Raw genomic sequence first — 25,496 nt, forward strand, 5'->3', positions numbered from 1 at the left:
CTTCGGGCCCCGTTTCCCAGACGCTATCGCAGCAATGGCGCGATTTTTGGGAACGCTATACCACTGTGTGCACTAGCGTTCCCGAGCTTCCAACCATTGCTGCGATAGCGTTTTGGGTTAATGCCGAAAGATGACCCAGCATGTTGAGCGGGAGCGTTCCGGCGGGAGCGGGGAAGCTTTAGCCGGCTTGGGCCAGCACCAGTGGCAGGACCTGTTCCGCCCCTGCGGCACGCAGGGCACGTCCGGCAACCGTGAGGGACCAGCGGCTATCCACCAGATCATCGAGCAGCAAAACCGGGCCATCCGGGCCATCCGCGAGCGCGGATGCCAGCTCTGGCCCCACCTCAAAGCGATCCCAGACACCGGCCAGGCGGTAGGCGCTATTGCCTCCGCGCTCCCCCGTGGGTCCACCGAATTGCAGCGATAATTCACCCAGGTACGGCAGCTGGCCAATCTCACAGATGGCTTGGGCGAAGGACTGCAACAACAATGGCTTCTTCCGGGACGGCATCGAGACCACTGCCACGGGACGTCCGGCACCTTCCCAACCGTGCTGACCCCATTCGCGCAGCACCGCTACTACGGCTTGGGCCATGGCCGGGTCCATAGGAACATCCGGGGCGCCGGATGCAAACATGGCCCGTAGGGCATTGCCCCATCCCAGATCGCTGAGTCTGGCCAGAACTCGTCCGGTTGAGAGCAGCTCGTTGGCTTTCAGTTTGCCCTTGACCGGAACCCCCAGCTTGTCCATGCCGGTAGGCCACATGGCGCGTGGATCAAGCGGCAGTCCGGCATGACGCAGCGATTCCCCGGCACGTTCGGCAGCTCCTTGGCCAACGTCTGCGGCAAACCAGCGGCCCGTACAGTTATCGCACCGCCCGCACGGAGACGCGGTTTCATCGTCCAGCGCGGCGGCTAGGTATTCCATCCGGCACCCTGACATGCGCTCGTACTCCACCATGGATTGCTGCTCATCCACACGGGCTGCGGCAATCCGGCGGTACCGTTGTTCGTCATAGACCCAGGGCTGGCCCGTGGATTCCCAGCCTCCCGTGACCCTCCGGACGGCCCCGTCAACAGCCAGCACCTTCAACAGCAGCTCCAGCGGGGTCCGCCGCAGGTCAACTTTGGCTTCCAGTGCCGGGGTGGACATGGCCTTGGGTGATTCGCCCAGCGTTTGCAAGACTGCCATGGCCTTGTCCTGGGCCGGCATGGAGGCCGTGGCAAAGTAGCGCCAAATTTCGGCGTCCTCACTGCCGGGCAAGAGGAGCACGTCCGCGTTGGCGCTGCCACGGCCGGCACGCCCTACTTGCTGGTAGTAGGCCACAGGGGATGAGGGCGCCCCCAAGTGCACCACGAAGCCCAGGTCCGGCTTGTCGAACCCCATACCCAAGGCGCTGGTGGCCACGAGCGCCTTGACCTGGTTGTTCTTGAGCGCCTCTTCCAGGTTCTCGCGTTCCATGGTGTCGGTACGTCCCGTATAGGCCTTGACCACATGCCCTGCTTCAGAGAGCAGCCGTGCGGTGTCCTCGGCCGCGGAAACCGTGAGGGTGTAGATGATGCCGCTGCCCGGCAGTTGTGCCAAATGCGTCAGCAACCAGCCGAGCCGATCACGAGAATCGGGCAGCCGCAGCACCCCCAGCCGCAAGGATTTCCGCGCCAGCGGGCCTCGGATGGTGAACACCCCGGCCCCGAGCTGTTCCTCAATATCAGCCACTACCCGCGAGTTGGCGGTGGCGGTGGTGGCCAGTACGGGCACGGATGCCGGAAGCTGGGCAATCAAATCCGCAATACGGCGGTAATCGGGGCGGAAATCGTGGCCCCAGTCGGAGATGCAATGGGCCTCGTCAACAACCAACAGGCCAGTACGCGCAATGAGCATGGGCAGCTGATTTTCCCGGAAGGACGGGTTCGTCAGCCGTTCAGGGGACACCAACAGCACGTCCACCTGATCGGCGGCCAGGGCGGCCGAGACTTCACCCCATTCCGTGGCATTGGCGGAGTTGATGGCCATGGCCCGCACTCCCGCCCGCTCCGCTGCGGCAACTTGATCACGCATGAGTGCCAGCAGGGGCGAGACAATCAGGGTTGGGCCGGCGCCCCGGGCCCGCAGCAGCAGCGAGGCAACAAAGTACACGGCCGATTTTCCCCAGCCGGTGCGCTGGACCACCAAGGCCCGGCGTCCGGCGTCCACCAGCGCTTCAATGGCTTCATACTGGCCATCATGAAAGTCTGCATCCTCCCGGCCTACCAAGGCCCGTAGCACTTCCAGCGCCTGAGCCCTGGTAGCGGAGGCGCTGTGGGATGTTGTGGAAGTACCGGGGGTTGGTTGCGTCGTCATATCCCCAGTATTCCAGCGGCCACCGACAATGGGCGCCCACCCCGGGGAAACTGTGGATAACTTCACGGTTTGCTCCTCAACGCTAAGATGATGGGGTGACTACTGAAGAGAATTTCCCGGTTGACCTCTCCACTTCCTTCAAAGCGTATGACGTCCGTGGCATTGTGGGCCAGTCCATTACTGCCTCCTCCGTCAAGGCCGTGGGTGCTGCTTTTGTCGATGTGCTGGGCCTTGAGGGCCAAAACGTCTTGGTTGGTGGCGATATGCGCCCCTCCTCCCCCGAGTTCTCGGCAGCCTTTGCCGAGGGCGCATCCGGCAGGGGTGCCAATGTTCAGCTGCTGGGGCTGATCTCCACCGATGAGCTGTACTTCGCTTCGGGTGCGCTCAAGGCTGCCGGCGTGGTTTTCACTGCCAGTCATAACCCGGCTGAATATAACGGCATGAAGATGACCAAGCCCGGCGCCGTGCCGCTTTCCTCGGAAACTGGTTTGACCGAGATCCGGGACCTCGCCCAGTCTTATCTGGCCAATGGAATTCCGGCCGATAAAACCGTAGGCAGCATTGGCACCGCGGATGTCCTGAAGGACTACTCACAGTACCTGCGTTCTCTGGTGGATCTCTCTGCCTCACGCCCGCTAAAGATAGTGGTTGACGCCGGTAACGGCATGGCTGGTATGACCACTCCGGCCGTGCTGGGCAGTGCACTGTTGCCCGGCCTGCCCTTTGAGATTGTGCCGCTGTACTTTGAGCTCGATGGCACCTTCCCCAATCACCCGGCCAACCCCTTGGAGCCGGCCAACCTGGTGGATCTGCAGGCGGCCGTAGTCAAGCATGGTGCGGACATTGGTTTGGCGTTCGACGGCGACGCCGACCGTTGCTTTGTAATTGACGAGCTGGGGGCGCCCGTTTCGCCGTCGGCCGTTACGGCTTTGGTGGCCCGCCGCGAGATTGCGCGAGCCAAGAAGGGCGGAGAGGAACACCCCACAGTCATCCACAACCTCATCACCTCCCGTGCGGTACCGGAACTGATCGAGCACGACGGCGGCCGAGCCGTCCGCACGCGCGTGGGCCATTCCTTCATCAAGGCAACCATGGCTGCAGAAGGCGCAGTGTTTGGTGGGGAGCACTCCGCTCACTACTACTTCCGCGATTTCTTCAATGCAGACACCGGCATGCTCGCAGCCATGCACGTCCTGGCCGCCTTAGGCGAGCAGGATGGTCCGCTATCGGATCTGGGCCGCGAATACGAACCTTACGCATCCAGCGGTGAAATCAACTCCCAGCTGGCCGATGTCCCCGCCGCAGTAGCCCGGGTACGTCAGGCCTACACCCGTGAAGACGTAGTGGTTGATGAACTGGACGGCGTCACCTTTACCGCCAAGGACGGTTCCTGGTGGTTTAACCTGCGCGCCTCCAACACCGAGCCTTTCCTGCGCCTGAATGCCGAAGCTGTTGATGCCGTGACCATGGCTGATCTGCGCGACGCCGTTCTTGAGCTGGTCCGCCGCTAGCCCGCCAGCGGCAAGTACCACAGCCACCACGGCACAGCCCCAACCACCCAACACTTTTTACAGGAGCCCTGATGGAGCCGAACACCAACCCGCAATCTGAAACCGACCTCTTGGTCCAAGATGACCTCAACAAGCTCATTGGCACCGCCTTGGGTGTGGCGGGCGACCAGCTCGAAGAGCATGGCGCCTTCCTGCCGGTGGGCCTTGTTCTCACGCACGAGGGCGATCTGAGTCTGGTGGCCGTCTCACCGATAACCACCGAAGGTGGGGAAGAGGAAGAGCTGGACGCCGATCAAATGGTGGCGGATCTTTTCGAAGCGCTATCTCAGCAGAAGGAAGCGAACCGAGCTGCCGCCGTGGTCTGCGATATTCACTTGCCCGATGACGCCACCGACGCCATCCACGTCATGGCCGAGCACAGCACCGGTGTGAGCGTTTCCGCAGTCCGGCCCTACCGTCAAGCCCCCACCGGGTGGGAGTTCGGCAATCCCTTCTTAGAAGCTGGTGAAGTCACCATATGGGCATAATCCATGCGTATTAATAGCTTTTCTGACGTGAGCCTGCGCCTGTTGATGGTGCTGTGCTCTCTGCCAGAGGATGAGCTTCCCACCACGCGTGAACTCGCTGAGTCCGTGGGCACGCCCTACAACCATGTCAGCAAGGCTGTCCTGAAATTGCGCCAAATGGGCTTGGTGGAAGCCCTTCGTGGGCGCAGCGGCGGCGTACGCATTTCATCTGAAGGCAAACAAGCCACGGTAGGTAAGGTGCTGCGCATCCTTGACGATCATGGCGACGTTGCAGAATGCCAAACGGACATGGGCGATTGCCCCATGGCGCATAGTTGCGGCCTGCGCGGCGTGCTCAATCACGCGCGCGAAGCATTTTACGTGTCACTAGACGAGGTGACCATCTACAGTCTCGCCAGGACCACCACCACCGGCCCGGTGCCCGTGATGTTAAGCACATCACGTCCGGATTAACCCCCGCCAAGTCAGGCTTTTTCTACAGCGCGTAGAAAAGTGGAATTTAAACTCGCATTTAAAATGCTACTTTGGATTTGTCACAAAGACACAACCCAAGGAGTAAAGATGCTTTCGGAAAAATCGCGCCCCCTCATCGAAGCCACGCTGCCGCTTGTTGGCTCGCGTCTGGGCGCCATCACCCCGAACTTTTACAGCCGCATGTTCGCTGCCCGACCCGAACTCCTTGACGGACTTTTCAGCCGCGCCAACCAGAACAATGGTGAGCAGCAAAAGGCCCTGGCCGGTTCCATCGCAGGCTTCGCCTCAGCACTCGTGGCTAACCCTGACATGATTCCCGAGACCATGCTGAGCCGCATTGCCCACAAGCACACCACGCTTGGCATCACCGAGGACCAGTACGAAATTGTGTACAAGTACCTATTCGAAGCCATCGCCGAAGAGCTCTCCGATGTCATCACCGCCGAGATCGCCGAAGCCTGGACCGAGGTCTACTGGCTCATGGCCAACGCCCTCATCAAGATCGAGAAGGGCCTCTACTCCCAGCAGGCCAATGACAAGATGTGGATGCCTTGGCGCGTCATCGAGAAGAACGCCGCCGGCACCGATTCCATGACTTTCGTCCTTGAGCCAGCTGATGACACCCCCGTCACGGTGGCCCGCCCTGGACAGTTCGTTTCCGTGAAACTGGCCCTCCCGGATGGCCTGCTCCAGTGCCGCCAGTACTCGCTCTCCGCCGATGTGGATTCCACCAGCCGCCGCGTGTTCACCACCAAGCGCGACGACGGCGGCGAGGTCTCCCCCGTACTGCACAACAACGTCCAGGTCGGTGACATCGTGGAACTGTCCAACCCCGCCGGTGACCTGACCCTGGACGGCGAAGGTCCCATCATCATGGCCACGGCCGGAATCGGTTGCACCCCCTCCGCCTCGGCACTGCGCGCCCTTGCCGCGAACGGCGCAGACCGCGAAATCATGGTGCTCCATGCAGAGAAGAACCTGGCAGCCTGGGCCCTGCGTGATCAGATGACCAACGATGTTGACGCCATTGACAGCGCCAACCTGCAGTTGTGGCTTGAAGAACCCACGGAGGGCTTCAACAAGGGTTTCATGTCCCTGGAGGGCCTAGACATTCCGGAGAACGCCTCCATGTATGTGTGCGGTCCACTGCCATTCATGAAGGCCATCCGCAACCAGGCAATTGACGCTGGCATCCCGTCCACAAAGATTCACTACGAAGTGTTCGGCCCGGACTTGTGGCTAGCCGGGACCGCCGCATAACCGCAAAAACCAAAGCAGGAGCCGAGGTTCCCGGAGCGGGGATGGATTTTCAAGGTCGCCCAGCGACCGAAAAAAATCTTACTGCCCGCGAGGGAGCCTCGGCTCCTGCGTTTAATGCTGGGGCGTCAGGCGGCGAAGCGCTGCTTGAGGCCTTCGAGTTCGGCAGCCATTTCCGCCGGGAGGGAATCGCCGAAGCGGGCGTACCATTCATCGATGCCGGCAAGCTCCTCTTTCCATTCAGCCGCATCCACCTTGAGCGCATCTGCTATGTCCGCATCCGAGACCTCCAAACCTGCCAGGTCCAGTGCCCCTTCGGCCGGGACAAAGCCGATAGGGGTCTCCACGGCTGCAGCCTTGCCTTCGATCCGTTCGATGATCCACTTGAGCACGCGGCTGTTTTCACTGAAGCCGGGCCAAGCGAAGCCACCCTCTGCGTTGCGGCGGAACCAGTTCACCAAGAAGATCTTGGGTAGGCGCTCTTGGTTACCACCGGCGGAGAGATCGATCCAGTGCTTGAGGTAGTCACCGGCGTCGTATCCGATAAAGGGGAGCATGGCCATGGGGTCGCGGCGCACCACACCTACGGCTCCGGTGGCAGCAGCCGTTGTCTCGGATGAGAGGGTGGAGCCCATGAAGATCCCGTGGGTCCAATCGCGGGCCTGGGTCACCAAAGGAATGGTGGTTTTGCGCCTGCCACCGAACAGAATCGCGTCAATTTCAACGCCTTCCGGGCTGTAGTAGTCCGGCGAGAGCATGTCCACCTGATCGATGGGTGTGCAGAAACGGGAGTTCGGGTGAGCTGCGGGCCGCCCGGTCTCGGGGGTCCAGTCCTGGCCGCGCCAATCCGTGAGGTGAGCGGGCACCTCGTTGGTCATACCCTCCCACCAGACACCGCCATCGTCCGTCAAAGCAACATTGGTGAAGATGGAATTTCCCTTGACAATGGCGGCCATGGCATTCGGGTTGGTGGACCAGCCAGTGCCGGGGGCCACTCCGAATAAGCCGGCTTCCGGGTTAACAGCACGCAGCTCACCTTCCTTACCGAAGCGCATCCAGTTGATGTCATCGCCTAGCGTCTCGGCCTTCCAGCCGGGGATGGTGGGTTGGAGCAGCGCCAGGTTGGTTTTCCCGCAGGCAGACGGGAACGCTGCAGCAACGTGGTACGCCTTGTTTTCGGGGCTAATGAGTTTCAGGATCAGCATGTGTTCGGCCAGCCAGCCCTCATCACGGGCCATGACGGAGGCTATCCGCAGGGCAAAGCACTTCTTGCCGAGCAGCGCATTTCCGCCGTAGCCGGAACCGTAGGAGAAGATGGCTCGTTCTTCGGGGAAGTGCACAATCCACTTCTCCTCGTTGCACGGCCAGGGAACATCTTTTTCACCTGGGGCAAGCGGGGCACCCACCGAGTGCAGTGCTGGGACGAAGAAGGCGTTGGTTTCCTCGATCTTGCGCAGGACCTCGGAACCGATCTGGGCCATGATGCGCATGGAGGCAACTACGTAGGCGGAATCGGTGATCTCCACGCCGAACTTGGGATCCTGCGCGTCAAGGGGGCCCATGACGAACGGGATGACGAACATGGTGCGCCCGCGCATACTGCCGGCAAACTTCTCGTCCAGGATTTCCTTCATGGCCGCCGGGTCCATCCAGTTGTTGGTGAATCCGGCGTCGCGCTCCTTTTCGGAGCAAATGAAGGTGCGTCCTTCTACTCGGGCCACGTCCTTGGGGTCCGAGAAGGCAGCGAAGGAATTCGGGAACAGTTCCGGGTTCAGACGGGTCAGTGTGCCTTCATTCACCAGGTGATCCGTCAACAGGGCATATTCCTGCACAGACCCGTCTACCCAACGGATACTCTCCGGCAAGGTTAGCGCAGCAACTTCAGCCACCCAGGCGGCGAGGCCCTCATGGGTAGTGGTAGCCTGCTCAACGGATTCCTGCACTGGCGCGTTGCCCATTGTGTGTCCCTTCATTGGGTCGGTAGGTGGTGTCTAAATGCTATGGCGCGTTTTTTGGAGCCTCTGGGGGTTGGATATGGGATGAGTAGCTGGATACCGTAGCAACTTCCGCGTCTTTCCGGGGTTCTCAAGTTTTGTTATCCGTATCATTTGTGACTCACGTCACCTAGACCGGTCTAGTGTTGGGGAACACCGCGATTTTGCGACTATCCGATTTGTACTCTCCGCCCAAGGTGGGTTAGAGTTATTCACGGCCCGAGGGTCAACAAAGAAACAAAGAAACAAAATATGCGTGCGTAGCTCAACGGATAGAGCATCTGACTACGGATCAGAAGGTTGGGGGTTCGAATCCCTTCGCGCGCACTTTCAAGAAAGAGTCCCAAGCTTGTGCTTGGGACTCTTTCGTTTAACCAATGCGCCGGCCCGTTCAAGCAGTGCTTCGCGGCGTAGTGATTCTTCGCGGCTTGCGGTTTAGCCGGATTCAAATAATGCCGCCGCCACCGCACTGCGGTGGCGGCGGCAAAAGACACCCGCCTCCGCTACCAGCGTCCGGACTCAGGGAGATGCGGCAGAGCACTTTCCGTTACGAATTACTCAGCTTCTACAAACTTGCGGATTTTGGCCCGGATTCCATCGAAGTGGCAGCTGAGCAGCTGTGCAGCGCCACGCCCATCCTTGGCAGCCACGGCACGGTAAATGGCCCGGTGCTCTGCGGCTGTGCTGAGAAGATCCTGCCCGCCAGTACCAATTTCCACGTGGATCTTGTGGTAGACCTTCCAGAAGACACTCATCAGGTTCATCAGCAGCTCGTTGCCGAGGGGCTCGAACAGCAGCCGGTGAAACTCAGCGTCAGTTTCGGTGAAAGGTTCCTTGCGTTCTGCAAGCTCTTCCATCTTCACCACTGTGGCTTCAATGCGCAGCAAGTGCTCCGGGCTGACCAAGGAGATTGATTCGCTAATTAGCCCCGCCTCCAACGCTTGGCGGATATCCACCAGCTGCAAGGCCTCCAAACCTTCGTGGCGCAGTGACAAGCGGCCACGGAAGGTCATCCCGTCAGCCAAGGCATCAAAATTGCTGGGAGCCACAAACATGCCAAATCCGTGCCTAATCTCGATGACACCCAACGCCTGAAGCACTTTCAGGGATTCCCGCAAGGTATTGCGCCCCACGCCGAGGACTTCACACAGCTCATTCTCCGTGGGCATGGGATCACCGGAATCTAGGTCCCGGTCCAGGATAAGTTCCATGATGTCCGCCTGTAAGGCACGCAGACGCGCCTGTGCACTGAACCTGGCCTTGGGCACAATCATCGAAATGGACAACAAAAACTCCTCAGAAACTAACGCTGCACTAACTGCAATTATCACTTCGCTGGCGAAACTTACGGGAAAAAGACTTTCCCCTGCCTCCTGCCCCCTGCCACGAGCCTTGCAATCCTGCCGCTTGGGGGCCAACACGCCTGCTGCATGACCACGTGATCCAGACCATAGAATATCGGATGTCCGACCATGCTCCTATAAATCCCACCCGCACAGCCGTGCAAGTGGATTTTTTGGGCCGAAACGAGCTCAACGCCGTGGCGGACAAATCTGAGGCCAAAATGAAACCTCAAAGCATTTGACCAACCGTGTGATGGCTATTACAGTTTCATTATAAGCATCGGACGTCCTACATCCGATAACTCTTACATGAAATGGTGAGTCAACAGTATGAGCAATACTCTTCAGAACCTGCCTGCGACCCCGGCGTCGCGGCGCACGTTCCTCAAGGCCGCTGGCGTCCTTGGTGCAGCTACCGCCTTCACAGCAACACTGGCAGCTTGCGGCTCCTCCACTGACACCAGCAAAGACAATGCCAACACCGGAACGGTTAACAAGGACCTCAGCATTGAAGCTGGCATCTCCTACTCGTTGTCCACCGGCTTTGACCCCATGAGTTCCTCGGGCGCAACCCCGCTGGCCGCCAACCTGCACATCTTTGAAGGCCTTGTAGAGCTCCACCCGGCCACCCGCGAGCCCTACAACGCTCTCGCCAAGGAAGATCCCAAGAAGGTGGATGAGACCACCTACCAGGTCACCATTCGCGACGGTGCCATGTTCCATGACGGCACCCCGGTCACCACCGAAGATGTTGCCTACTCCTTCGAGCGCGTACTGGACCCGGCCAACAAGGCCCTGTTCGCGCAGTTCATCTTCTTCATTGACTCCGTCAAGGCCATTGATGAGAAGACCGTTGAGTTCAAGCTGAACACCGCATTCGCCGGCTTCGGCCCGCGAATTTCCGTGGTCAAGGTTGTTCCCAAGGCCCTCGCCTCCGCCGATCAGGTGGCTTTCGACGCCAAGCCCGTCGGCACCGGCCCGTACAAGTTCGTTTCCGCAGCCAAGGATGACAAGATCGTCTTCGCTCGCAACGATGCCTACAACGGCCCGAAGCCGGCACTGGCCAAGGACATGACCTGGTTCCTGCTCTCGGATGCCTCTGCTCGCGTCACCGCCATGCAGTCCGGCCGCGTCCAGGCCATCGAGGACGTCCCCTACCTGGACGTTGATGCGCTCAAGAACAAGGTTGACGTAGAGTCCGTACAGTCCTTCGGCCTGATGTTCTTGATGTTCAACCTCTCCCGCGCACCCTTTGATAAGAAGGAAGTACGCCAGGCACTGCACTACGCCTTGGACAAGGAAGCAATCATCAAGACCGCCCTCCTGGGCAACGGAACCGCTGCCACCTCCTTCTTCCAGGAAGGCAGCCCCAACTACCAGTTGGCTTCCACCGTTTACGGTTACGACGCCGAGAAGGCCAAGTCACTGCTGGCTGGTGCAGGCGTCAAGGACTTGAAGCTGACCCTGACCAGCACCGACACCGCCTGGGTCAAGGACGTTATCCCGCTCATCAAGAAAAACTGGGATGCCATTGGCGTTGCCACCACACTTGAGCCCCTGGCTTCCGCCGCCGTCTACGCACCGGAGAAGGTGGGCGGCTTGAAGTACGACGTTGTCGCAGCCCCCGGCGATCCGTCCGTGTTCGGCAACGACGCAGACATCCTGCTGAGCTGGTGGTTCCGTGGCGATACCTGGGCCAAGAACCGTTTCGCCTGGAACGAATCCGCAGAGTACAAGGAAGTCCAGACCAAGCTCGATGCAGCGTTGGCCGCTCCCGAAGCCGATGCCAAGGCTCTCTACAAGGAAATTGTAGACATCATCGCTGAAGAAGTTCCTCTGTACCCGATCTTCCACCGCAAGCTGCCCACAGCGTGGGACGCTAAGAAGCTCGACGGCTTCGCACCGCTGCCCACCACGGGCATCTCCTTCATTGGAGTTGGCCGCACGGCATAGCATTACCGTTTCACCCAGACCGGAGGGGCTGTGGCCTACCACAGGCCACGGCCCCTCCGGCCTGAAATAATCTTTCCTATGATGCAGCACACAGTCCTCCCTTCTGCGCTGCTGCAAATAGAACCGGAGTAAGTACATTGGCAAACTTTTTGCGCCTGCTGGGACGCCGGCTCGCAGCCCTACCGTTGATGATCCTGGGCGTAACCCTGCTCGTCTTCGTAGTACTGCAGTTCACTCCCGGTGACCGCGCCGTTGCCGCGCTGGGTGAAGGAGCCTCTCTTGAGGCCCTGGAGCAATACCGCGAAGTCAACGGATTCAACGATCCCCTTTTCATCCAATACTTTAATTACCTAGGCAAGCTCCTTACGGGCAACTTCGGTGACACCCTGCCGCCGGCAAAGCCGATCACTGAGGTCATTGCCAGCGCCTTCCCCGTGACCTTGCAGCTGACGTTCCTTGGCGTCCTGATCGCCATCGTCATCTCCCTTGTCTTCGGTGTTCTCGCGGCCCTGTACCGCGACAAGTGGGTGGACCAAGTTATCCGCGTCTTCTCCGTGGCAGCCATCGCCACCCCGTCTTTCTGGTTGGGCATCTTGCTCATCCAGTGGTTTGCCCTTGGCGATAACTCCTGGTTCCCCTCCGGCGGGCTCGCAGATCCGAGCGAAGGCTTCATGGGCTGGCTCAGCTCCATGACCCTTCCTGCACTTGCCCTGGCAATCCCCGTTTCGGCATCGTTGATCCGTGTTGTCCGCACCTCCATGGTTGAGGAGCTGGACCGTGACTACGTCCGGACGGCTATTGGCAACGGCGTCCCGTACACCACGGTCGTTTCCAAGAACGTCCTGCGCAACGCCCTTGTCACCCCGGTGACCGTGTTGGGCCTGCGCATTGGCTACCTTCTCGGCGGCGCCGTCGTGATTGAAATGATCTTCTCCCTGCCGGGTATGGGTCAGCAGATCCTCAACGGCATCACCAACTCCGACACGAACCTGGTCCAGGGCGTGGTCCTGGTCATTGCGGTGACCTTCGTGATTGTGAACATCCTGGTGGATCTCCTTTACCTGCTCATCAACCCCCGAATCAGGACGGTCTAAGCCATGCGTAGCAAACTTGCCGAACGGTTAAGCGCGCCAGGTCTGCGCTTCAAGGCCCTGACACTGGGCTCCAAATTGGCCTTGCTGTTCCTGATTTTTATTGCCCTTGTGGCCATCTTCGCGCCGTGGATCGCCCCGCATGATCCGCTCGAGACCGGAGATCCGGCCCAAGCACCCAACGCCATCCACTGGTTTGGTACCGACCGTATTGGCCGCGACGTCCTGTCCCGCCTGATGTACGGCGCCCAGGCATCCTTGATGATTGGCCTTGGCTCTGTGGCGTTGGCTGTCATTGTTGGCGCAACGCTTGGTTCCTTGGCAGCAACGTCCTCCAAGGCTGTCAATGAGGTCATCATGCGCGTCATGGACATCCTCATGGCATTCCCCGGCATTGCCCTGGCCGCCGTTTTGCTGACCGCGTTCGGTAACTCCGTGCCCACCATCATCATTGCCATCGCCATCATCTACACACCGCAGATTGCCCGTGTGGTGCGTGCCAACGTCTTGTCCCAATACGGTGAGGACTACGTCCGTGCCGAGCGCGTCATTGGCGCAGGCCGTGCATATATTCTGCTCAAGCACATTGTGCGTAACACTGCCGCCCCGGTGCTGGTGTTCGCAACAATCATGGTTGCCGACGCCATCATCTTGGAAGCCTCCTTGTCCTTCCTGGGTGCTGGTATCCAAGATCCCGATCCCAGCTGGGGCAACGTGATCTCCTACGGCCGCAACTTGGTGCTCTCGGGTGGCTGGTGGGCAACCACCTTCGCCGGTCTTGTCATCTTGTTGACTGTGCTTTCCTTGAACATCTTGGCCGAAGGCCTCACCGACGCCATGGTCAACCCGCGCTTCAAGAAGGCCGCCCCGGTCAAGGACGACGACGGTTCCGGTGCTGCCGCTCTTGAGCTAGCCAAGGCTGATGCTGCTGCACGCGCCGCCATCGAGGACCCCTTCGCCGCCCTGGATGTAGAGCTCCTGCGGCTCCAAGCCGTGGAATTGACCCGTGGGGATCGCCTTCCCCAGGTTGCCCCGGACGCCCGGGTGATCCTTGAAGTCACCAACCTTTCCATCCGCTTCCCCGGCCGCTTCGATAGAACAGCCATTGTGGATAATGTTTCCTTCACTGTCCGTGAAGGCGAAACCATGGGCCTGGTGGGCGAATCAGGTTGTGGCAAGTCCATCACCTCACTGGCCATCATGGGATTGCTTCCCAAGACTGCCGAAGTCACCGGCTCCATCAAATTTGATGGGAAGGAACTGCTGGATCCCGTCACCAAGCACAGCTCAGCCAAGGCCTATGACGGCCTGCGCGGCGAGCAGATCGCCATGGTCTACCAGGACGCGTTGAGCTCCTTGAACCCGTCCATGCTGATCAAGGACCAGATGCTGCAGCTGACCCGCCGCAACGGTCGCAAAACCCCGGCGGAACTGCTGGAACTGGTCAAGCTGGATCCCGTACGTACTCTCAAGAGCTACCCGCACGAGCTTTCCGGCGGCCAGCGCCAGCGCGTACTGATCGCCATGGCGTTGTCCCGCTCGCCCAAGATTGTGGTGGCAGATGAGCCCACCACCGCCTTGGACGTCACGGTTCAGAAGCAGGTTGTTGACCTGTTGAACGAACTGCGTGAGCAGCTTGGTTTCGCCATGGTGTTCGTCAGCCATGACCTTGCCCTGGTGGCCTCACTGGCTCACAAGATCACCGTCATGTACGCCGGCCAGGTAGTGGAATCCGCGCAGGCTTCCGAGCTGCTGGCACATCCCACCCACGAATACACCCGTGGCCTGCTGGGTGCAGTTCTCTCCATTGAGTCCGACGCCGTCCGGCTGCACCAGATCCCCGGTACGGTTCCCTCGCCCCGCGAGTTTGCCAACGGTGACCGGTTTGCCAGCCGTTCCCAGCGTCCCGACGCTGATCCGGCACAGAAGCTCTCCTTTGTCTCCCTCACCCGTGCCGGTGAGAGAAGCGATCACTTCTGGGCCAGCCACAAGCTCGAAGATGCCCAGAGCGTTTCCGCTGGGGCAGATACGGAAGGTGCCTCATGAGCAAGCAAGCAGCATCGAATACCGTCAGCGGCGCTACCCCTGTCATTGAACTGAAGGACTTGCACGTCCACCACCGGACGCGTTCCGGTGGCCTGTTCAAGCCGAGCTACGTCAAGGCTGTCAATGGTGTGAACTTCTCCATCAGCCGTGGTGAAACCGTGGGCATTGTGGGTGAGTCCGGTTGTGGCAAGTCCACTCTGGCCTCGGTTCTTGTTGGGCTACAGACCCCCACCTCCGGTGAGGTGCTGTTCCACGGAAAGCCCGCCATCAAGCGCAACGCCGCCATGCGCAAGGAGTTTGGCCGTTCTGTTTCCGTGGTCTTCCAGGACCCGTCAACAGCGTTGAACCCCCGTATGACCATCCAGGACATCCTGCTCGATCCCTTGGTGATTCACGGGATCGGTAATGGCGCTTCCCGTTTGGCCAAGGTCCACGAGCTGCTGGCCCTGGTTGGCTTGCCGCAATCGGCAGCCGAGGTCACGCCGTCGCAGGTTTCCGGTGGACAACGCCAGCGTGTGGCCATTGCCCGCGCACTGGCGCTTGGCCCGGACATCATGGTGGCGGACGAGCCCACCTCCGCACTGGATGTTTCCGTCCGTGCACAGGTACTGAACTTGCTCTCTGGCCTGAAGAAGGAACTGAACCTGGGCATGGTTTTTATCAGCCATGACATCCAGACAGTGCGCTACGTTTCAGACCGCATTGCCGTCATGTACTACGGCCAGATTGTTGAAGAGGGCTCCGCGGAGCAAATCTTTGACAACCCGAGCAACGACTACACGAAGAAGCTCCTCGGCGCCGCGCCGTCGCTGCTGCACCTCTAACCCCACCCACGCCCGATTGGGCGCGGTCCCCCCAAATTTTCCACTCAATCAATACAATTTTGGAGCAATTCACGTGACTACCGTCGCATCCCGTTTCCAGGGCGTCATCCCGCCCGTCTGCACCCCCCGCACAGCTGAAGGCGCCATTGACGTCCCCTCGCTGGAAAACCTGACCCGCCACCTGCTGGACGGCGGCGTGAGCGGCCTATTTGTCAACGGCTCCTCAGGCGAGGTCACCCACCTGACCAACGCTGAGCGCGACACCGTGCTGACCACCATTGCCGGCGTCAACGCCGGACAGGTCCCGCTGCTGGTGGGCGCCGTTGAGCAGACCACCAACCGCGTGATCGAAGAAGCCGCTCGCATGGTGTCCCTCGGCGCCAACGCAATCGTCGCCACCAGCCAGTACTACGCCATCAGCAACGCCGAGGAAAACGGCCGCCACTTCCGTGCCATCGCCGCGTCCGTGGACGTCCCCGTCTTCGCCTATGACGTTCCCGTGCGCACCCACTTCAAGATGCCCACAGACCTGCTCGTGGAGCTGGGTCGCGAAGGCATCATTGCCGGCGTCAAGGACTCCTCAGGCGATGACGTCTCCTTCCGCCAGCTGCTGATCGCCGCACGCGACATCCCCAACTTTGACATCTTCACCGGCCACGAAGTAGTTGTTGACGGCGCTATGCTGGGCGGTGCCCAGGGCATAGTTCCCGGCCTGGGTAACGTTGACCCGGCCGCCTACCGCCGCCTGTACGACCTCACTGTCGCAGGCGACTGGGCCGGTGCTGCTGCAGAGCAGGACCGCATTGCCGACGTCTTCAACATCGTCTACACCCCGAAGGCTGGCCGCGTATCCGGCAACGCCGCCGGCTTGGGCGCGTTCAAGACCGCACTGATGCTCATGGGCGTCATCAAGACCAACGTCATGTCCGCTCCCATGCTGCCCTTGGATGCGGATGAAACCGCAGCGATCAAGGTCATCCTGGAGCGCACGGGCCTGATCTAGTCCCCACGCCCTCCCCAACCTCGTTCCTCGGCCGGGGCCCCTCGCGGGCGTGGGCCCAGGAACGAGGTACTTTATTTGCAATTGACCCGCAGTAGTGGTTGAAAAAGCGCCGATTTCGTCGCTTTTCAACCACTACTGCGGGTTAGTTGCTAGGTTTTTTACTTTGAAGGAATTTACATGCGGTACGTAGTTGGCGTTGACCTAGGCGGAACCAAAACAGCTGCCGGCGTTGTGGCAAGTGACGGCTCGGTCCTGCTCACGGAGCAAATTCCCACCCTGAACCGCGATGGTGGCGAGGCCATCTTGGATGCCACCGCCGCGCTGGTCCGTTCCCTCGTGACCAGCGCAGCCGCCAAAGGCGCTGTTGTCGAGGCCGTGGGTGTGGGTTCTGCCGGTGTCATCAACGCCGCCGAAGGCACCGTCATCTCGGCCACCGACGCCATTCTGGGGTGGAGTGGAACCGCTATCGCGGCGGGGCTGACGCAGCGGCTGGGACTGCCCTGCGCCGTGGTCAATGATGTGCATGCCCACGCACTGGGCGAGGCCGGCCACGGGGCCGGCGCAGGCGCGGCCACCGCACTCATGGTCGCTTTTGGAACGGGCGTAGGCGGCAGCTTTGTCATTAACGGCCAGCCCGTTCTTGGCGAACACTTTGTGGGTGGCCACATGGGGCACTTCGCCTCACCATTGGCGGTCCACCGCGGCACCCCGTTACCGTGTTCCTGCGGCCACGTGGGCCACGTGGAAGCCATTGCTTCAGGCCCGGCCATCCACGCCGCCTACCGCCGCGATGGCGGAAGTGCCACACTGGCGGACACCCGGGCCGTATTTGAGTCAGCCCGAGCAGGGGACGATCTGGCATTGAGTGTCATCGCCAAAGCTGCCACGGCAGCAGGGCAAGCAGTGGGTGGATTGATCAACATTTTGGACCCAGCAGTGGTTGTTGTCTCCGGAGGACTGGCGGACGCCGGCGAGCTGTGGTGGGCTGGTATGGAAACGGCTTTGCGTGCTGAACTTCTGGCGCCGCTGTCCCAGGTGCCCGTGGTGCGTGCGAGCCTTGGAAACACGGCCGCCATTGTGGGCGCAGCATCCTTGGTCCTTGACCACTAAATTATTTTTTCAGCTTTTCTAGGAGTCACGATGACACTGAAATTGACCAACTTTGATGCCCTTGCCGGGCAGCTTGTAGTGTCCGCCCAGGCGTACCCGGGCGAACCCATGCGCGATCCTCGCACCATGGCCCAGGTGGCGGCGTCAGCCGTGACCGGAGGCGCTGCGGCCATCCGGGTCCAGGGCATTGCGGACATCCAGTTCACCCGGGCCGCCGTGGAAGTTCCCGTGATTGGGCTCTGGAAAGACGGGCACGACGGCGTCTTCATCACCCCCACGCTGCGCCATGCTCTCGCCTGTGCCAGCGCCGGTGCGCACATTGTGGCCATTGACGGAACCCGCCGGCCCCGTCCTGACGGCCTGAGCCTTGAAGAGACCATTGCGGGTGTGCACTCGAACTCGAACTCCCTGGTCATGGCAGATTGTGGTTCCTTCGAAGATGCCGTTGCCGCGGCCGAGGCTGGGGCGGATTTGATCGGCACCACTTTGGCCGGATACACCGATGATCGGCCCAAAACTGACGGCCCGGACCTGGAGCTGATCGCCCAGATTGCCGCCGCCAACTTGGGGGCCCCGCTCATCGCTGAAGGCCGCATCCACTCCCCCGCCCAGGCCCGCGCAGCCATGGATGCCGGCGCCTTTGCCGTAGTGGTGGGCACGGCCATTACGCACCCATCCTCCATCACCGGATGGTTCAAGGCAGCACTGGACGCCTAGGGTTTCCCGCCGCAGGCCCCTTCTGCCCGTCATTTACGACGGCGGAGGGGGCCTTCTGCGTGGCGTGCCGGAGCGCATCGGCGCCTGCCATCTTGACCCGTCAGAGGGAACCTGAGAAGCGCTTCATATGGAACAGTGACATGTGAGCATCCCACAAAATTTTGCACTGACTAGTCGGTTCTGATATTTTTATCCAGCTCACCCCCCTGTCAAAGGAGCGCCCCACATGCTCACCACCCACCAGCTGCATATTGACGGCCGGCATCACACTCTGCTGCCAGCCACCACCTTGGAAGCACTTCGGGGCGATTTGCTCCTGGTTCAGGCAGACGGCCAATCACGCCGCACAGCCCTTGCCCTGGCTCTGACAGGGCGGATGAAACCCTCCACCGGCACCGTCGCCATGGGACATGAGGGCTCCATGGCCACGCTGCGGCGCCGCAGCGCCATCATCGATGCCCCCGAGGTCAACGCGCCAGAACACCACCTCACGGTCCGCTCCCTCGCCTCGGAAGATCTGGCCCTAGTCCCGCTGAAATTCCGTGACCGAACCCGCCCCACCGAGTGGCTGGTTAGACACGGTTTCCGGGACATCCTGGATAAATGGGTGGAAGAAGTTGACTCCGGACGGCTCCTGCACCTCCAACTCGAGCTCGCCCTTGCGGACAGCTGCGTGGATCTGGTGGTCATCGACTCCCCCGACCGCCACACAGCCAACACCGACGCCTGGCTCCCCCTCCTCACCCGGCTCGCCACCGGCGAACTGGGACGCGGCGCTGACGCCAGCTCCGAGACCCCGCTGCGGCCACTCATCGTGGTAGCCGTGGTGGGCAGCATCCCCTCGGACTGGAACGGCCCCACGGCTGTTGCCGGTGAGGATATTGCCGGCGGTGTTGCTGACGGGGAAGCCGATGGGGATGGTAGCGAGGACGCCGACGATCAGGCCGGGCAGGATACAGGCGGGGTTGGGCTGGAATCGTCTTCGCGGCCTTCCGATCCTGGCCCGCAAGCGGCCTCCGGCCTCCCTGACACCGTTTCGGAAGAGACCGTTTCACTCCCCACCACCGGCATGGGTGACGATGTTGAGCCCACGGCAGGGTCCGGCGTCGTGCTTGAGCGCACTAGCGATCCAGAGGAAAGCAAATGACCATCCTGCGATTGGCCTTATCCGAACTAAAGCGCATGACGGGCGGGATCCTGCCCAAGCTGACAATTGTGGCCATGGTGATGGTCCCGCTGCTCTATGGGGCCGTGTATTTGTACGCCAATTGGGATCCGTACGGCAACCTTGACCAGCTCCAGGCCGCGGTAGTGGTCCAGGACGAAGGCGCCGTGACTAAGGACGGCAAGGAACTGCGGGTAGGCGAAGAAGTTGCCCAAACCCTCATCAAAGACCACAAGTTCGATTGGCAACTCGTGGCCACCCCCGAGGAGGCAAACAATGGGGTCAAAGACGGTGAATTCGCTTTTGCCCTGATCATCCCCAAGGACTTCTCAACGAATCTGGCGTCTCCAGAAAACTTCGATTCCGCCACGCAGGCCATGATGAGCGTGACCACTAATGACGCCAACAACTATTTGCTGACCTCCATTGTGGATAAAGTAGCCACCCAGGTTCATGCCTCCGTTGCCCAGCAGGTAGGCGAACAGACCGCCAACTCCCTTCTCACCGGCTATGGCACCATCCATGCGCAGCTTGTGAAGGCTGCTGACGGGGCGCAACAATTGGCGGACGGAGCCGCCACATTGGACACCGGGGTGGGCACGCTCAAGGGAGGTACCTCGGATCTCCTCACGGGAGCCGACCAGCTGGCAGCTGGACAAAAGGACCTGGTGGCCGGGACCAAGCAGCTGCAGGCCGGGGCCTCTGCACTGAACACCGGGCTGGGCCAGTTGGAGACGAAAACGGCCACCCTACCCGATGATACGCAGCAACTCTCTGATGGTGCGGCAGCAGTTTCAGGAGGCAACGCCGCCTTGAACTCTAAGGTTCAGGGCGCCATTGGATCGGCCGAGAAGCTTGACGACGCCGTCAACACCGCCATCAACAACAAGCTCGATTCGCTGGTCACGGACGGCACTCTGACTCAGGAACAAGCAAGCACGATCCGTACCCGGCTGGAGACAGCCGCCACAAGCCCCGCCATCTCTGACTTGAAAAACCAGCTCTCCGCCAGCGCTGAAGATGTGCAAAAGCTCGCTACCGGGGCCGCTGCGGTTGCCGACGGGGCCAAAAAATTGGCAGGCGCTACGCCGGCGCTCACCACGGCTATTGAGCAAGCCCACGCAGGGGCCGGGGAACTCTCAACAGGCGCCGGCACCCTTGCTGATGGTCAGCTCACGGCCCTAGATGGCGCAGAAGCGCTGGCAGCGGGCGCCAAGAAGCTGGATACCGGCGCGGGTGATCTGAAGTCAGGATCCAGCAAACTCTCCTCAGGGGCCAACGAACTGGCCAAGCAATTGCGCAGTGGCTCAGGCTCGGTTCCTAACCCCAATGACAAGGACAAGGAGAACGCGGCGGGTGTCATTGCCGATCCCATCCGCATTGACTCCGTATCCCAGGCCCAGGCGGCCAACTACGGCTCAGGTCTGGCACCGTTCTTCCTGGTGCTTGCCTTGTGGATTGGCGCCTTCATGCTGGTGCAGGTGATGCGTCCGCTGACGGTGCGGGCCTTGGCCTCCAACGCCCCGTCGTGGAAGATTGCCATTGGCGGCTGGCTGCCCTTTGCCGCGGTGGCCACCGCACAGGCGCTGCTGCTCTACGCCGTGGTGCACTTTGGGCTGGGGCTGGAACCAAGCCACCCGTGGCTCACCCTGGGCCTGCTCATGCTGGCCTCGCTGGCCTTCACGGCGCTGATCCAGGGGATCGTGGCCCTGTTGGGGACACCTGGGAAGTTCGTGGTGCTGATCCTGCTGGTGCTCCAGCTGGTCTCCTCCGGCGGCACCTTCCCCTGGCAGACAACCCCAGAACCCCTGCACATCATGCACCAAGTACTGCCCATGGGCCATGTTGTGGAGGGCATGCGCCACTTGATTTACGGCTCTGAGATTGCAGCGCTGGTGCCAATAGTCCTGGGCCTACTGGGCTACATGGTCCTCGGTTTCGTGATGGCCTGGGCAGCCGTCCACCAGAAGAAGACCTGGACACTGAAAACCCTCATGCCCGAGATGGAGGCCTGAGCCACCCGGCTCAGGCCCTAGCGCACCAGAGGCGCACCAGAGACCACCCGGCAGAGTGGCTAACGCGGCACCACAAAGTTCACCAACGTGGCGTCCTGACCGTCAAGAGTGGCCCAGTCGCCACTGTGCTCAAACACGGCAAACGCACTCGTGGGAAACCCTGAGGCCAGATCCATGTAGGCGTCCTGGTCTGATTCCCGCGACGCCAGCCGCAGCGCCAGCGACTGGATACCTGGCATGTGGCTGATCACCATCAGGGTACCCACGGTTTCTGGCACGTGATTGATGACCGAAAGCATCGAGGTGGCTCCGGCCGCATAGAGGCCCGATTCCAGCTTGGGGGTGGGTGCTTTCTCGCCGAGCTGCTGGCACACCCAGGTACACGTCTGACGGGTGCGCAGCGCTGATGAGCACAGGATAAAGTCCGGGACCACCGAGTTTTCCATCAGCCATTTGCCAGCCAGGGGCGCCTCGGTGTGGCCACGTTGGGCCAGTGGCCTGTCATGGTCTTCTACGCCCAGCGGAAATGCCGCCTTGGCGTGGCGCATTAGGATCAGCCGCTTAATGTGGTGTTCGCTCATTCTTCTAGTTTAGTGAGTGTTAGAAGTGCACAACGGCGGATTCCCCGCCCAGGTGGGGAATCCGCCGTCGTGCATGTTCAGGAGCGCTACTAGAGCCTTCAGTTATGGGCGTTAGATGGAGTATTCCGGCGCAGCCCAAACAACCACTTCGGGGTGCTCGTAGAAGCGGTAGCCTTCGCCGCGGACGGTGCGCACGGTGTTGGCCAGGCGGCCCAGTTTGGAGCGCAGGCGGCGGATGTGCACGTCGATGGTGCGCTCGTTGGGGACCTCATCGGCGTTGGACCAGAGCCCGCTCAAGAGTTCGTCGCGGCCTACGGTACGCGTGCCGTTTTCCACAAGGTAGTTCAGCAGCTCGAACTCCTTGAAGGTGAGGTTCAGGGTATCGCCGTCCAGGTGTACTTCCCGGCGGGCCAGATCAATCAACACGCCAGTGGGGCGCTGTTCCGCGGCGGGGGTGCGCACGGGTTCCTGACGCTGGCGGCTGGCCACTGTGGGATCGCCGAAGGTGGAACGGACCACGTCCAGCGGGGTTCCCACCGCGTCCGACGGCGCAATCGCCACCGCTGCATAGCTTTGGGCCTGCGGGACAAGGGTTTGGGCGTAAGCACGAATGTCCTGTGCAAGCTTGGCCAAGGACGTTCCCGCAGCGGCGGCCGTGTCCTCGTCCACGCCCACGTACAGCACAAAGCCGCGGGCAACGTTATCGGGGCTGACGCCGCGGAGCACATCTGCCTCGCCGCCGGCAATAACGGGCGTGGGCGCCGTCATGGGGTTGCTGTCAGCGGCCGGGACGGCGCGCAAGCGGGCAGCGGCGCTGGGAGTATCGGCGCGGTAGCCGGCGTGCTCTTGGTGTGAGCTGCGGTATCCAGCACCTTGGCTGGTGTTGCGGGCAACGGCCTTGGCGGCGTTGCGGACAGAGATGTGGACGTATCCGGATGCTACTGACATTGAACTACCTAGGTGTATGGCCGTGTGAGGACGGCGCGAATGCTTCCTGTGGTTCTGCCCCTACAGAACCGAAAAGCCCTGTCTCCAGAGCCGACCCAAGGGCAAAGACTAGCTGCACGTACCTAACGCGTGGTGCGTTGGGATGGCTGCCAGGATTGTGAGCTAGGACTGCATTCGACAACCACGCGTAAACCGTCCGGTCGATCCGAGGCGGGCAGTTGCTGCGGCTGCAGAATTTACTGAGTGGGTGTTCACACTTGCCAGTGTCCTACGTAACAAAGGGAACTTGCAAGTAACATAGCCCCAAAGTGTCCACGATGTGAGATTGTGCTCTAATTTGTGATCAAGCCGATACTGTTGCTTTGCTCTCACTTTGTGACCATATGACGCTTTGCGTCAAAGAAAATAACATTATTGAGTGCTTTGAGATCAATAAGTTCGATCAATATGCTCATTCGTATAAATTTATTCAGCGCGTTCAAAAGCATAGCTAAGATGCCCTCGGCAAGTTGGCCGATCCGCCCAGCTTTCTCCCAGATTTTCACGCTAGGTAAACAGATGTTTACTTAGAGGACCCCGGGCGCTCACTGTTTACTTTTGCTGCTCGCTGATTGCTCCGGCTGATTGCTGATTGCCGATTGCTCTGGCTATCCCGCCGTGTGGCGCAGTCCCCGCACCATCCACGCAGGCCGCAAACTCTTGAATTGATCCCGCAGCCGCACATTATTGCGCCTGTTCATCAAGAACAGTGCGGCCAGGCCCGCCACGAACGCCACAACGGCCCCCATCCCCAGTGACCACCGGGCCCCAAACTCGGTGGCAATCCAACCAACAAGTGGTGCCCCAATGGGTGTCCCACCTTGAAGGACCACCATGTACACAGCAAGCACCCGGCCCCGCATGGCAGAATCGGTGGTCAATTGCACGGTGGTGTTGCAAGCGTTCATGAATGTTAATGAGGCCAGCCCCACGAGGATTAGAGCCAGCGCGTACAGGACGTAGCTCGGCATCAGGGCAGCTATGCCCACTGTGACACCGAAGGCCAAAGCACCGCCAACTATGTACATCATGCGCATGTTCTTTCGCCGGGCCGCCAGTAAGGCCGCACCCAGCGTGCCAATCGCCATGACGGAGCCGAGCAACCCGTACTCCCCTGGTCCCAAGTGGAACACGGTGGTGGCCATGAGTGCGTTGGTGATCTGGAAATTCATGCCAAAGGTGCCCACCAAAAATACTAGGACCATGATCATCAGAAGATCTGGCCGCTGCCGAATATAGACCAGTCCTTCGCGGATCTGCCCCTTGGCTCGGGGCACATGTACCGCGGGGACAAGTTCTGCGGTACGCATCCGCCACAAGGAAAAGATGACGGCGGCAAAGCTGGCGGCATTGATAAGAAAGGCGGGGCCCGTGCCCACCAGGGCAATGACCAGACCGGCAACGCCGGGGCCTGCCAGCCGAGCTAAGTTGAAGGAGGCACTGTTCAGCGCAACTGCGTTGGGTATGTCGTCCTTTCCAACTACCTCAGAGACGAAGGCCTGACGTGACGGTGCGTCAAAGGCACTGGCCACACCCAGAAGAAGTGCCAGTACATATACATGCCACAGTTGTACAGCCCCCGTAACAACCAACATTCCCAACAAAAACGCACAAAGTCCCATGGCTGTCTGTGTGATGAGCAGCAACTTGCGCTTGTTCACCCGGTCACCGAGCAGCCCGGCGTAGGGACCAAGGAAGACAATGGGCAGGAACTGCAGGCCCGTAGTGATGCCGGCAGCCGTTCCGGAATTGTGGGTCAAAACGGTCAGAACCAACCAGTCTTGGGCAACACGCTGCATCCACGTACCAATATTGGACACCAAAGCCCCTGTTACCCAGAGCCTATAGTTATGCACTTTCAGGGCGCGGAACATGGAGTTCATCTAGGCTTTCACCTCTTGCATGCCCATCTCTGGTGCGCTCATCGCTTGCAGAATCATTGAGGCCTCGTGGAGCGTGGCCTGCTGTGCGGGAGTAAGCGCCGCTAGCCGCTGCGCCAGCCACGCAGTCCGCATGGACCGTGCCTGCAGCAGGGCCGCACTTCCAAGGCTGGTGATACTAATACGTACCTGACGTTTGTCCAGCGGGTTTTCCCCACGGCTCACAAAACCGGCCACCACCAGATCATTGACGATCCTTGTCATGGACGGGGCCGCAATCTGTTCCCGGGCGGCCAGTTCTCCCACAGTGCGGGGCGCACCCATGAGTCCGGCAAGTACCGAATAGCGCCCGGGGCTAAGTTCCCCGGTGGCTGCCTCAGCCCGGATCCGCCTCGAAGTACGCATTATTGCCACGCGCAGTTCCGCGGCTAAGGGCCCAGTATCAGGGGTGTGGTCCAAAATGGTGCCGTCAGGGGCGGTATTGTGCTGGGAAGTCTTAGCCATCAGTGCTCATCTACCTCATTGCAAATCTGCCTAGTTAGAAACTAGTTTCATATATCCTCCTTGCAACTCTAGATCCTTAGCATTGCTAAGTAAATATTACGTGGCTCATCCGCTACAAAGGTCGTTACCATAATGTGACATAGGGTTCCGGTTCGGTTACGCTGGCAGAAGTG

20 protein-coding genes and 1 tRNA gene are annotated in these 25,496 nt (G+C 60.6%); 14 read left to right on the forward strand and 7 right to left on the reverse strand.

What is annotated here, in order from left to right:
- Positions 1 to 178: 178 nt before the first annotated feature.
- Positions 179 to 2,341, reverse strand: coding sequence for a RecQ family ATP-dependent DNA helicase (locus ABIB48_RS03690; protein ID WP_354212142.1), 2,163 nt, complete (start codon positions 2,339 to 2,341; stop codon positions 179 to 181).
- 95 nt (positions 2,342 to 2,436) lie between these two features.
- Here ABIB48_RS03690 and ABIB48_RS03695 point away from each other — a divergent pair, with 95 nt between their 5' ends.
- From ABIB48_RS03695 to ABIB48_RS03710, 4 genes are all read left to right on the forward strand, one after another.
- Positions 2,437 to 3,852, forward strand: coding sequence for a phosphomannomutase/phosphoglucomutase (locus ABIB48_RS03695; protein WP_315914067.1), 1,416 nt, complete (start codon positions 2,437 to 2,439; stop codon positions 3,850 to 3,852).
- A 71-nt stretch (positions 3,853 to 3,923) separates the two neighbouring features.
- Positions 3,924 to 4,379: a hypothetical protein gene (locus tag ABIB48_RS03700; protein ID WP_315914066.1), complete on the forward strand. Its 456-nt coding sequence runs from the start codon at positions 3,924 to 3,926 to the stop codon at positions 4,377 to 4,379.
- A 3-nt stretch (positions 4,380 to 4,382) separates the two neighbouring features.
- The gene (locus tag ABIB48_RS03705; RefSeq protein ID WP_354212145.1) at positions 4,383 to 4,832 is read left to right on the forward strand and encodes an RrF2 family transcriptional regulator; all 450 of its coding nucleotides are present in this window, start codon (positions 4,383 to 4,385) and stop codon (positions 4,830 to 4,832) included.
- 108 nt (positions 4,833 to 4,940) lie between these two features.
- Positions 4,941 to 6,113, forward strand: coding sequence for a globin domain-containing protein (locus ABIB48_RS03710; protein WP_354212147.1), 1,173 nt, complete (start codon positions 4,941 to 4,943; stop codon positions 6,111 to 6,113).
- A 125-nt stretch (positions 6,114 to 6,238) separates the two neighbouring features.
- On the opposite strand, the gene ABIB48_RS03715 is transcribed toward ABIB48_RS03710, so the two are convergent.
- Positions 6,239 to 8,068, reverse strand: coding sequence for a phosphoenolpyruvate carboxykinase (GTP) (locus ABIB48_RS03715; protein ID WP_110105022.1), 1,830 nt, complete (start codon positions 8,066 to 8,068; stop codon positions 6,239 to 6,241).
- Positions 8,069 to 8,358: 290 nt separating this feature from the next.
- Between ABIB48_RS03715 and ABIB48_RS03720 the strand changes: the two genes are divergently transcribed.
- A tRNA-Arg gene (locus ABIB48_RS03720) sits at positions 8,359 to 8,431 on the forward strand.
- A gap of 227 nt (positions 8,432 to 8,658) precedes the next feature.
- Here the strand turns inward: ABIB48_RS03720 and ABIB48_RS03725 are convergent.
- The gene (locus tag ABIB48_RS03725; RefSeq protein ID WP_373366708.1) at positions 8,659 to 9,378 is read right to left on the reverse strand and encodes a FadR/GntR family transcriptional regulator; all 720 of its coding nucleotides are present in this window, start codon (positions 9,376 to 9,378) and stop codon (positions 8,659 to 8,661) included.
- Positions 9,379 to 9,777: 399 nt separating this feature from the next.
- Between ABIB48_RS03725 and ABIB48_RS03730 the strand changes: the two genes are divergently transcribed.
- The 9 genes from ABIB48_RS03730 to ABIB48_RS03770 all read left to right on the forward strand — a co-directional run bounded on the left by ABIB48_RS03730 (position 9,778) and on the right by ABIB48_RS03770 (position 21,371).
- Entirely contained in the window at positions 9,778 to 11,400 is a 1,623-nt protein-coding gene (locus ABIB48_RS03730; RefSeq protein WP_110105024.1) for an ABC transporter substrate-binding protein, read from the forward strand.
- Positions 11,401 to 11,537: 137 nt separating this feature from the next.
- Positions 11,538 to 12,494, forward strand: coding sequence for an ABC transporter permease (locus ABIB48_RS03735; protein WP_315914062.1), 957 nt, complete (start codon positions 11,538 to 11,540; stop codon positions 12,492 to 12,494).
- Positions 12,495 to 12,497: 3 nt separating this feature from the next.
- Positions 12,498 to 14,537, forward strand: coding sequence for a dipeptide/oligopeptide/nickel ABC transporter permease/ATP-binding protein (locus tag ABIB48_RS03740; protein ID WP_315914061.1), 2,040 nt, complete (start codon positions 12,498 to 12,500; stop codon positions 14,535 to 14,537).
- Positions 14,534 to 15,361 carry an ATP-binding cassette domain-containing protein gene (locus ABIB48_RS03745; protein ID WP_354212151.1) on the forward strand — a complete coding sequence of 276 codons (828 nt, stop codon included), beginning with the start codon at positions 14,534 to 14,536 and terminating at the stop codon, positions 15,359 to 15,361. Before ABIB48_RS03740 ends, ABIB48_RS03745 begins: the two co-directional genes overlap by 4 nt.
- A 73-nt stretch (positions 15,362 to 15,434) precedes the next feature.
- A complete protein-coding gene (locus ABIB48_RS03750; protein ID WP_110105027.1) occupies positions 15,435 to 16,364 on the forward strand; it encodes a dihydrodipicolinate synthase family protein in 930 nt (309 codons plus the stop codon).
- A 177-nt stretch (positions 16,365 to 16,541) separates the two neighbouring features.
- Entirely contained in the window at positions 16,542 to 17,474 is a 933-nt protein-coding gene (locus tag ABIB48_RS03755) for an ROK family protein (protein ID WP_354212153.1), read from the forward strand.
- Between the two features lie 30 nt (positions 17,475 to 17,504).
- Complete coding sequence (locus ABIB48_RS03760; RefSeq protein ID WP_110105029.1) at positions 17,505 to 18,191, forward strand: N-acetylmannosamine-6-phosphate 2-epimerase; 687 nt, start codon at positions 17,505 to 17,507, stop codon at positions 18,189 to 18,191.
- A gap of 226 nt (positions 18,192 to 18,417) precedes the next feature.
- A complete protein-coding gene (locus tag ABIB48_RS03765) occupies positions 18,418 to 19,338 on the forward strand; it encodes an ABC transporter ATP-binding protein (protein ID WP_354212156.1) in 921 nt (306 codons plus the stop codon).
- Positions 19,335 to 21,371, forward strand: coding sequence for a YhgE/Pip family protein (locus ABIB48_RS03770; protein WP_354212158.1), 2,037 nt, complete (start codon positions 19,335 to 19,337; stop codon positions 21,369 to 21,371). Before ABIB48_RS03765 ends, ABIB48_RS03770 begins: the two co-directional genes overlap by 4 nt.
- Positions 21,372 to 21,430: 59 nt before the next feature.
- On the opposite strand, the gene ABIB48_RS03775 is transcribed toward ABIB48_RS03770, so the two are convergent.
- From ABIB48_RS03775 to ABIB48_RS03790, 4 genes are all read right to left on the reverse strand, one after another.
- Positions 21,431 to 21,952, reverse strand: a complete 522-nt coding sequence (locus ABIB48_RS03775; RefSeq protein ID WP_354212159.1) for a SixA phosphatase family protein — start codon at positions 21,950 to 21,952, stop codon at positions 21,431 to 21,433.
- Positions 21,953 to 22,063: 111 nt separating this feature from the next.
- A complete protein-coding gene (locus tag ABIB48_RS03780) occupies positions 22,064 to 22,900 on the reverse strand; it encodes a winged helix-turn-helix domain-containing protein (protein WP_110105033.1) in 837 nt (278 codons plus the stop codon).
- Positions 22,901 to 23,547: 647 nt separating this feature from the next.
- The gene (locus ABIB48_RS03785; RefSeq protein WP_315914056.1) at positions 23,548 to 24,822 is read right to left on the reverse strand and encodes an MFS transporter; all 1,275 of its coding nucleotides are present in this window, start codon (positions 24,820 to 24,822) and stop codon (positions 23,548 to 23,550) included.
- Positions 24,823 to 25,323 carry a MarR family winged helix-turn-helix transcriptional regulator gene (locus ABIB48_RS03790; RefSeq protein ID WP_354212162.1) on the reverse strand — a complete coding sequence of 167 codons (501 nt, stop codon included), beginning with the start codon at positions 25,321 to 25,323 and terminating at the stop codon, positions 24,823 to 24,825.
- Between the last annotated feature and the right edge of the window lie 173 nt (positions 25,324 to 25,496).

This window comes from Arthrobacter sp. UYCu511 (assembly GCF_040547105.1).
Taxonomy (GTDB): domain Bacteria; phylum Actinomycetota; class Actinomycetes; order Actinomycetales; family Micrococcaceae; genus Specibacter; species Specibacter psychrochitiniphilus.